Source organism: Acidisphaera sp. L21 (genome assembly GCF_009765685.1).
GTDB lineage: Bacteria > Pseudomonadota > Alphaproteobacteria > Acetobacterales > Acetobacteraceae > LMUY01.
This window is the reverse complement of record NZ_LMUY01000047.1, coordinates 15,525-23,901: the sequence shown is the minus strand read 5'-3', so window position 1 is coordinate 23,901 and position 8,377 is coordinate 15,525. Positions and strand designations below refer to the sequence as shown.

The window sequence follows — 8,377 nt, the reverse complement described above, 5'->3', positions numbered from 1 at the left end:
ACCGGCAGGGCGGCCTGCTCGCGTGCAAGGCGCTGATGCAAGAGGGCGGGATTATCGCCTGCGAGTTGCCCCGCGCGCCGCTGGTCCCGATGCACCCGGCGGTGCGGGCCGGCTTGCTGGCCGCGGCACGGCGGCTGGACGCGATGGTGCTGCGTTGGGGCAAGTGAGCAGCCCAGGCGTTCCTCCCTCGATCGCGGCACGCAGCGCGGCAATGACTGTGGCGTCGTTCCAGTGGGATTGGACAAAGCGCAGTGCCGATACGGCCAACGCATTCAGCGCGGCTTCGTCTTGATGCAGGCTGTGGATCAAGGACGCGACGCCGCGTGCGTCGGCCGCCACCAGCGATCGCAAGTCGGCCGGGAGGTTGAGCCCCTCGGCTGCAATCGGGGTCATAACGCAGGGCACGCCAGCCGCAAAGCTCTCCAGCACCTTGCCCTTGACGCCGGCGCCGAACCGAAGGGGCGCAACCGTCAGCCGAACCTGGTCCAGCACCCCGGCCTGCAGGTCGGCCACGTGGCCGGAAATGCGAATGCGGTGATCGGCGCGGCGTTGTAGGTAATCGGGCAAGCCGCCGCCGACCAGAAGGCAATGGATTGCCGGATCGGCCTGCCAGACGAGCGGCAACACGTCATCTAGCAGCCAACGCGCGGCATCCAAATTGGGCGCGTGGGCGCCGTTGCCGATGAAGGCGATGCCGTTGCGACCGGCCGATGCAGGCACGGCCGATCGGACGGCAATGGACCATGGAACAAGATGCACCTGCGCCTCGGGCACCGCATGTCGCAGGATCGTGGCCTCGTCTGCCGAGTGGGTAAGAACCGCATCGGCGGACCAGGCGGCGGTGCATTCGACCAGGCGCAAGGCGCGGCTGGTGGACAACAGTTCGGGCCGCTGTTCCACGGCAGCCTGCCGTTCCAGACGAACGTGGTGCAGGTCGGCAACGCTATACAGAACGCGTGCGCCGGGCTGGTATTCTCGCGCCAAGTTCAGGTATCGCGCCGCCATGTTAGCCCGGTGCAGATACACCACATCGAAGCACTGTCGCTGGCGACTCAGCACTTCCTCAACTGAAGCGTAGTAGGGTGCGCCACATAGGCAAATCCCAAGCCCGGCCAGTGCCGCGTTCTCGCTCGCTGCCAATTCGTCGGCCGCCACGAGGCTGACCTGGTAGCCGATCGCCTGCAGCGCACGGACGTGGGACAGGATCGCCTGTGACCCGGCGTCGCGCCCCTGAACAGGCACGCGATCATCGATGACCAGCGCGCGTCGGCTCGGCGGCTGCAACGTGTCGGCGGTGGGGCCCCAACGCCGGGCCAGCCGCTGGTACGTGGCGCGCGCGCCACGATTGCCATGATTGTCGGCATGCTGCTGCAGCAAGGTGTCGGCCTGTTTCGCCAAGAAGTGCAGCAGCCGGTTGCGGTCGGTCTCGTTATGCACTGCCTCCACCGCGCGGGTGATGGCCTGTTCCACAGCGATGTCGAAACTATCCGCGGCCTCGATCACGCAAGGCGAACCAATTAGCTCCGCCCCATCCTGCACCCGCCGAACCTGAATGACGTGGCGGTGCAGCGGCGATAACCCACCGGGTATGAGGATGTCGAAGCCGTGGCGGCCATTATCCAGCCCCGCCGCCTCCAGATCGGGGCGATAGATGTTGGCAACGATCTCGGCGACAGGCCGCCCGTTATTCAGCACCTGCAGCGACGCCGGCTCCGACGCATCGGGGCCGGCTGCCCAACCGATGATGCGCTCCCGTGTGACGCTGTCCAAATGCCCGCATGCCGGGGCGGACGGCGCCACCACGGTCAAAACAGGCCTTGCCATCAGGCGCAGCGGCGCTCCGCCAAGATCGCGCCGTCGGATACGCGTTGCACGCGGATGACAGTGCCGTCGGCGGGCAGACCGCCAGGTATGACCACGTCAAAGGCGTACCGTCCGTCACCCAGCCCGGCATCTGCTAGGTCGGCCCGATATTGATCGGCTTTCACCTCGCAGATCACGACGTCGTTCGCGCTTACACGCAGCCGTACGGCCTCACCGGCCTCGTCACGGGCCCAGCCATACACACGGCTCCGAGTCGCGCCATCGATATGGCCATCCAATCGCCCAGCAATCGCGGTGGCGGCCGAGACGCGGGCCGACAGGCGGCGTCGCACCGCCTCCACAAGGTCGCCGTCCTCTACGCGGGGTGCGCAGTAACGGACGGGCTGCTGTGTCGCGTCCGGATACAGCGCGCGATAGTCAGCGGCATTGTGGAACATGAAGCGGCTGTGGTCATCGATGAAGCTCTCCGACGGGGCGCCGTTGGCGACGATCACGTCGTGAGTGGCCAGTTCGATGTGGATATATTCGACCGTCTCGACATTCTGGACTTGCACGATCGACGTGCCATTGACGAGGGCCGAGGCGGGGATAAGCACACCGTCGATGAACATCGCATGCAATGGCGACACCATTAGGTCGCATCGAGGCTGCCCATCGGCCAAGGCGTTGGCGCTGATCACGATTGGCAGGATTTGTTTCTGCCCGGCGGCAAAACGGCCGTCATAGGCGCGCCGGCCGATCCAGCGAATTGGACGTGCGGTGCCCTGGTGGGTGATGATCGTGTCACCGATGTGCAGATCCTCGACTGCGACTTCGCCATGGTCGGTCAGGATCTGGGTGCCTGGGCAGTAGCAGGGCGTCCCCACTGCGGTGATCGCGACACCCGTGGCGGAGTCGGGTGCCAGGTTGAAATACCCGGCGACGTAGGTGCCAGCAAACATGAACGACTCACTGGTCGTGCCGCTATTGACGGTTTCGACCGTGTTGCCGCCAACCACCGTGGAGGTAAGCGTTGCGCCCGATGCGATCGCCGTCAGGTCAACACTATCGCCGGCCGCGAAGCCGGAGATAACGGCGAAATCGCCGAAGCCGAAACTGACCACCGCCGACTCACGCAGCGTCCCGGCACCGGAAAAGGTGAGCGAACCGCTGAGCACAGCCTTCGGGGATTGCAGATCCACCACGCCGCCATTGACCAGAACGGTGTTGGTCGCGGTCGCATTGCCGCTGATATTGAGCGTGCCGCCGCTGGAAATTGTCACACCGCTGGCCACGGCACCTTTGAGGAACAGGTCGACCGCCCCGCCATTGAACACCGTCTCGTTGCTGACCACGGCCGTGGCGGCGCTGACGATCTGGGTGCCGAACACCTTGTCGCCGGTGGCGCTGCCCAGCACCGTCTCGGTCCCGCCGGCGGATATGATGGAATTGGCGTCGGTGCCGGACACGACGGCCATACCGCCGGACAGTATCGTCGAACTGGTGATCGCGCCACCCGACTGCACCGTTAGCGTCGCCCCGCTGGGAACGGTGACGTTGGACACCGACATGCCGCTGGACACCGTCGTTGCGGCCGGGGCCGTGGTGGCCGAGCCGATCGTGATCTCCTCGCCGCCGGCGCCATCGCTCACCAATGCAAGGGACGAACCGATCGTCGTGCCCCCAAAGATGTAGGACTGCGTGGTGGCGCCGCTGGTGATGGTTGCAACCGTGTTGCCGCTGACCACGGCGGTGGACAAGGTGGCGCCTGCAGCGATCGTCGATTGGTCGATGACGTCCCCGGCGGCGAAGCCCGAGATAACGGCCAGGTCGCCAAAGCCGGCACTGACGATGACGGCTGCGTTGATCGCGCCCGGGCCGGCGAACGCGACGGACCCGCTCAGCACCGCCTTGGGCGACTGCAGGTTGATGACGCCGCCGCTGCCGATAATCGTGTTTGTCGCCGTGGCATTACCGCTGATGTTCAGCGCGCCGCCATTGGTCAGCGTCAGGCCGTTGGCCGCCGCCCCTTTCAGAAACAGGTCGACGGCGCCGCCATTATACACCGTCTCGTTGCTGACCACCGCCGTGGCGGCGCTCACGATCTGGGTTCCGTCCACCTGCGCGCCAGCGGCACTGCCCAGCACTGTCTCGGTCGCGCCATGGGCGATGGTGCCGCCGGACGCCACGCCGCCGCTGGATACCACCGCAGTGCCGCCGGACAGGATGGTCGCGTTGGTGACGACGCCACCCGCCTGTACGGTGAGCGTGCTCCCGCTGGTCACGGTCACGTTGCTTTGCGGCGTGCCGCTGACGACGGTGATCGTTGTCGGCGCCGCTGCGGACGCGCTGGGTGCGAAGGACACGCCGCGGATGTTCGTGTCCGGCGCGGCAGTCACCAGGGCGGTGAAGTTCTCCGCCGCGGGAAGGGTGGTGGCAGAAAGGCTGTCCGTAATCCCGTATAGAAAGGTCTGGTCCAGATCGCCAACGGTGGAATTGGTCGCATAGAGCTGCACCGAATTGCCGACGACCACGCCCGTTAGCCCGATAAGCCCCGTCGTTCCGGAAGCAGCGGTATCCGGCACCAGGTTCAGCCCAGCGGAGAGTGTGTAGGCTAGGGTCCAGGTGCCACCGCTCAGCACCCATTTCTGCAGGCCGCCATCGCCCAGCCCGCCCGCCTTCGGGTTGCCGCCATCGGCGACATACAGCGTTGTCGCATTGGCAAAGAAATAGCTTTCGGGACTGAGGTTCACGGTCTTGCCGACAGCGCTGCCGTTGACGCTGTTGGCCTGCGCGGCGGTCAGGGTCAGCGTTCCGTCGATGCCGGGTAGGATGGTCGCGGTGGTCGCACTTGTTGGCAGGGTGGTGCCATAGGTCGCGATGTCGGACGTGCCGCCGCCAGTGCCCTGCTTGCTGTCGCGGGAGACGTAGAGCTGGCCATTGGCAAATTCGACCGCGCGAGTGTCGGTGCTGGTATCGATCGCGGTGGCCGCGTTGGCGCCGTCCTGCGCCAGGAACACGCCCTGCGTCGTGTCGCCCTTCACGCCCTGGCCCGACAGATAGAAGCTGGTGCCGTTGATGGTGGCGACGCTGCGCGGATTGTTGGTGTCGTCGACGTTGAACAGGGCTGTGCTGGTGTCGATCGTGCCATTGTAGCTGATGTCGGCGAGGAGGCGCGCCACCGGCGTCACCGTCGTCGCGGTGGACAGGCTGGTCGTCTGCGCAAGCGCGGCGTTGCCGTAAACGGCGGTCCCGCCGGCGTTGTAGGTGGCGGCATTGACCGCATACCCGGCAACCGTCAGCGATTGTCCGTCGGCTGAGAGCTGCAGCAGCCCTTCCGACGAGGAGCCATATTCGGCCGAGAAGGCATATTCCGTCGTGCCGTTCACCACCGTCGTGGTCTGCGGCAGCACCAATTGGCCGAGAATGACGCCGGCGGTGGTGACCTCCTGCAGGGTGAGCGGGCTCCCCTGGTTGTCGCCGTATGTCCCGCTGCCATCCCCGTCGCCGGAAATACTGATCACCAGGTTGCCCGAGGTGAACGCGGTGAGGGTCGGCACGGAACTATTGGCCATTGGGATTGTCCGCTCAAGAGAGTTGAGTACTTGGTAAACGAGGCCCTAGACGAAAGAAAATGACAGAATGATTGCAGTTTTGCCAAACCAAATGGAACCGAAATGTCCTTAAGTCTTGACTTAACTCATTTTGCGTAGAGCTGAGGCTGTCGTTGTCGGTGCAGCTTCGATACTATGTTTTTATTTGCGATCATCGCGGTGTTAGCCAAACTTCGACCGCAGTTCGTCCACTTGTTCCGGTGTGAGATGGCGGACCCGATGTCCCTGCAGCATCAGGAACAGGCGCGCCGTTTCTTCCAATTCCTCGATCGCGCCGGACGCTGCGGCGAGGGACGTGCCGGCGACAACCGGGCCGTGATTTGCCAGCAGAACCGCGTGGTGTTTGCCCACCAATGGGCGCACGGCCTCCGCCAGACGCATATCGCCGGGTGGGAAATACGGCACCAGAGGGAGGCGCCCAATCCGCATGACGTAGTAGGCCGTAATCGGCGGTAGCACGTCATGCGGATCGACATCGGCCAGGCAGGACACCGCTACCGAATGGGTGGAATGCAGATGCACCACTGCGCCCGCGTCCGGCCGGCCCTCGTACATCACCCGGTGCAGAAATCCCTCTTTCGTGGGCGCGTCGCCGGACAGTAGCGCGCCTTTGTCGTCAAGATGTGAGAGACGCGCCGGATCAAGCTCGCCTAGGGAGGCGTTGGTCGGGGTCATCAACCAGCCGCCTTCGTCCAGCCGGACGCTGATATTGCCGGAGGAGCCGAAGGTGAGGCCGCGGTTGAAAATGCTGGCGCCCAGCTGGCAAACCGCCTCCCGCGCCGCGGATTGCGTTAGCGCCGGCATGGCAGGGGAGTTGGATGCATGCGTCGCCTTTCGGGTGCGGGGCCGATCGTATCGGGCCGCCGCCGACCAATCAACCGCGGTGCAAACGGCGGGATGCGAGGACGACTATGACACCCAACACAGCGACGGCGAGGCCACGCCAGATCCAAGGGGTTTGGTCGATCATGAAGCTGGTAGCGGGATAGGGGAAATAGCCAGACCCCTGCCCCATCCACACCAGCCCCACAACCACCGCCAACCAGCCGAGCACTGAAAGCGCCGTTTTGGCGAATGTCACGGCATTATCCTCATTTGCGGCCCGGCAGCATCCGCTGCAGTTCCGGCTGCTTATCAATAAATTGGTGCTTCAACGCGCCCAGAATGTGCAGCGCGACCATCGCGTACAGGACGTAGGCGAGGCTGCTGTGGATCTGGAACCAGAGTGTGTGAACCTGCTCTTTCGTCGCTGGATCCAGCGCCATGATGGGGCCAATGCGAAACCAGGGGATTACTCCGTAGAGATAGAGCGGAAAGTCACCCGCGCTCTTGAACGCAGAATCGTGAACCCAGCCGGAGATCGGCAGGCCGAGAATGAGTCCATACAGCACGAGGTGCGCCGCATGAGCACCGAGCCGCTCCCACACCGGCATCCCAGGCGGCAGCGGCGGCGGACGGTGCGACAGCCGCCACAGCACACGCAACAACCCCAATCCCAGCACGGTGAGGCCGATGGATTTATGGAGGTTGATCGCAGGCCGAACCATCGCGTCCGGGAAGGTATCCACGAACAGGATAAGGGTGACATTGCCGATCATGAGCACTGCGATGAGCCAGTGCAGGGTAATCGCGGTCCTCGTGTAACGGTCGGCAACAACCATGGCGTTTTAGGATCCCCGGGGTGCATACGCTCGCTGCAGCGCCACATAGCGGATCACCGGCCTGCCCGTCCGGTGTAAAATTCGACAGGATTCGAATGAACACGACTGCCATCGAGCGAGATCTGGCAAACCTTCGGCTCGCCATCTCGCCGCGCTTTAACCCGCCGCCTACGCCGCTGACCAGCCGGCTGATCCATGGCGGAGCGTTGCTGCTGTGGGTGTTGCTGTTCGCGCGCGCGTTCGGCGGCGGTGGCATTCTGGCCTGGTCGGCGGGGCTGGCCTATGTCGGCTATGACACAGTGTTGCTGATCTTCGTGTTCTGGCAGACCCTGACCCTACTGCGGCAGCCCGGCGACACCGATCCCGCGCCTTTGCCGAGCGCAACAATCATTGTTGCCGCCCATAACGAGGTGGGTAGCTTGCCGGTCATGCTTGAAACCCTGCTGCAGCAAACCAGCCGGGCGGATGCGATCATCATCGCGGATGACGGCTCCAGCGACGGCACGGCAGCCCTGCTCGGCGGACAGTATGGCTTTACCGTCCCGGCGATGGGCGAGATGAGCGGACCCAGCACAACCAATCCCAGCCTACGCTGGCTGCGCTTGCCACATGGGGGCAAAGCCCGGGCGCTGAACGTTGCCTGCGCGCTGACTGAGACGCCTCTCGTCCTGACCATCGATGCCGACACCCTGCTAGACCCAGCTGCGTTGGCAGCCATGCGCCAAGCCTTCGCCGCCGACCCGGGGTTGGTGGCAGCGACCGGGGTGCTGACACCGCTATGCGGGCCATCCTTACAGGGACGCCTGCTGCAGTGGTTTCAGACCTACGAATACGTGCGCAACTTCCTGTCCCGTTACGCCTGGGCGCGGGTGGATGGGCTGCTGCTGATCTCAGGCGCTTTCGCCTGCTACCGGCGGGATGCGGTGCTAGCCGTGGGCGGGTTCGATCCCGACTGCCTGGTGGAGGACTACGAACTGACCCACCGAATGCGCGATCACGGGGCACGGCTGGGCGAGACCTGGCGCACCGCCGTCATCGGCACTGCCCACGCACGGACGGACGCACCCGCGACCCTGCCCGCCTTCCTGCGTCAGCGGCGGCGCTGGTTTGGTGGCTTTTTGCAGACGCAGCTTTGGTATCGCCATATGGTCGGTAATCCCGCCTATGGCCGGCTGGGCACGGCGATGCTGCCGGTCAAAGCCATCGACACGCTGCAACCGCTGTATGGGTTGACGGGCGCAGTGTTGCTGCTGGCATTCCTCGTGCGGGGCCAGTTCGGCATCGTCGGGCCAATCGCCG

The 8,377-nt window shown here is 64.7% G+C and carries 6 protein-coding genes; 1 reads left to right on the top strand and 5 read right to left on the bottom strand.

All coding sequences use genetic code 11. The annotated features are described in order from the left end of the window. Positions 1-51: 51 nt before the first annotated feature. The 5 genes from GSQ76_RS32465 to GSQ76_RS10725 form a co-directional block, all read right to left on the bottom strand. Positions 52-1,824 (bottom strand): glycosyltransferase, encoded by a 1,773-nt coding sequence (locus GSQ76_RS32465; RefSeq protein WP_158743913.1) that lies wholly within the window; start codon positions 1,822-1,824, stop codon positions 52-54. Then, positions 1,824-5,378 (bottom strand): Hint domain-containing protein, encoded by a 3,555-nt coding sequence (locus GSQ76_RS10740; RefSeq protein WP_158743912.1) that lies wholly within the window; start codon positions 5,376-5,378, stop codon positions 1,824-1,826. The genes GSQ76_RS32465 and GSQ76_RS10740 overlap by 1 nt, the downstream gene beginning before the upstream one ends. 201 nt (positions 5,379-5,579) lie before the next feature. Beyond that, a complete protein-coding gene (gene otnC, locus GSQ76_RS10735) occupies positions 5,580-6,221 on the bottom strand; it encodes a 3-oxo-tetronate 4-phosphate decarboxylase (RefSeq protein WP_158743911.1) in 642 nt (213 codons plus the stop codon). A 70-nt stretch (positions 6,222-6,291) separates the two neighbouring features. Then, positions 6,292-6,498, bottom strand: coding sequence for a hypothetical protein (locus GSQ76_RS10730; protein WP_158743910.1), 207 nt, complete (start codon positions 6,496-6,498; stop codon positions 6,292-6,294). A gap of 10 nt (positions 6,499-6,508) precedes the next feature. Next, positions 6,509-7,078 carry a cytochrome b gene (locus GSQ76_RS10725; protein ID WP_158743909.1) on the bottom strand — a complete coding sequence of 190 codons (570 nt, stop codon included), beginning with the start codon at positions 7,076-7,078 and terminating at the stop codon, positions 6,509-6,511. A gap of 95 nt (positions 7,079-7,173) precedes the next feature. On the opposite strand from GSQ76_RS10725, the gene GSQ76_RS10720 reads away from it, so the two are divergent. Further along, a partial coding sequence (locus GSQ76_RS10720; RefSeq protein WP_158743908.1) for a glycosyltransferase family 2 protein occupies positions 7,174-8,377 on the top strand: 1,204 nt, incomplete at its 3' end.

What these genes read in the sequence shown, in the direction of transcription:
- GSQ76_RS32465 (WP_158743913.1), bottom strand. Translation starts at nt 1,824, where the DNA reads ATGGCAAGGCCTGTTTTGACCGTGGTGGCGCCGTCCGCCCCGGCATGC.
- GSQ76_RS10740 (WP_158743912.1), bottom strand. Translation starts at nt 5,378, where the DNA reads ATGGCCAATAGTTCCGTGCCGACCCTCACCGCGTTCACCTCGGGCAAC.
- otnC (WP_158743911.1), bottom strand. Translation starts at nt 6,221, where the DNA reads ATGCCGGCGCTAACGCAATCCGCGGCGCGGGAGGCGGTTTGCCAGCTG.
- GSQ76_RS10725 (WP_158743909.1), bottom strand. Translation starts at nt 7,078, where the DNA reads ATGGTTGTTGCCGACCGTTACACGAGGACCGCGATTACCCTGCACTGG.